The 641-nt window shown below is 56.9% G+C and carries 1 protein-coding gene; it reads left to right on the top strand.

The window, feature by feature from the left end; translation table 11 throughout:
• Positions 1 to 256: 256 nt before the first annotated feature.
• Positions 257 to 481, top strand: a complete 225-nt coding sequence (locus tag ACZXDY_RS46270) for a DUF6429 family protein (protein WP_455998290.1) — start codon at positions 257 to 259, stop codon at positions 479 to 481.
• Positions 482 to 641 lie beyond the last annotated feature (160 nt).

The raw sequence follows: 641 nt of genomic DNA, 5'->3' as shown, positions 1-641 counted from the left end.
GCGTGCTCGTCAGTCACACGCTTCACGTCCACCGCATCTCACCGCAACGTTCGTGACGATCGCGAGCCGCCCCTCATCCGCCGTGAGATGCGCGGAGTTAAATCACTGATTTGCCCGACGGCGAAAGCGGAATATTTTTCGCTGATAGTCTGGACAGACTTTTGGTGATTTGCCCGTCGGGTTATCTTGTCGCAGTCGTTGCAGTCAGTGAAGCCGTTCACGACAGCAACACCAGCTTGGCTCCACGAGGTTTCCGATGCCGCTCAACACCGACAAGATCGACGACGCAGCGCTGGCGCTGCTCTATCTGACCCTGCACGACGACTATCGGGCATGGAAGGGTTTCGATTGGGATGTGCTCGGCCGGCTCCACGAGAAAGGCATGATCCATGATCCCGTGGGCAAGACCAAGTCTGTCGTGTTCACCCACGAAGGACGTGATCGGGCAAAGCAGCTCTTCGAGACGATGTTCAAGGAATGAAGGACTTCGCCGCGCTCTCGTAGGGTGGGTTAGCGCAGCGTAACCCACCGAGCCTGCGGGAAGAAAGATGGTGGGCGCTAACTCACCCTACGAGACTGTGAATCTTTTTATATCGGGCGCGTGGCAGCTGTGATTCTCTTCGCGGATTGATTTGCAGGAG

It is taken from the genome of Bradyrhizobium sp. LeoB3, assembly GCF_055456055.1.
The sequence above is the reverse complement of the archived record's forward strand: the minus strand, read 5'-3'. Positions and strand labels throughout refer to the sequence as shown.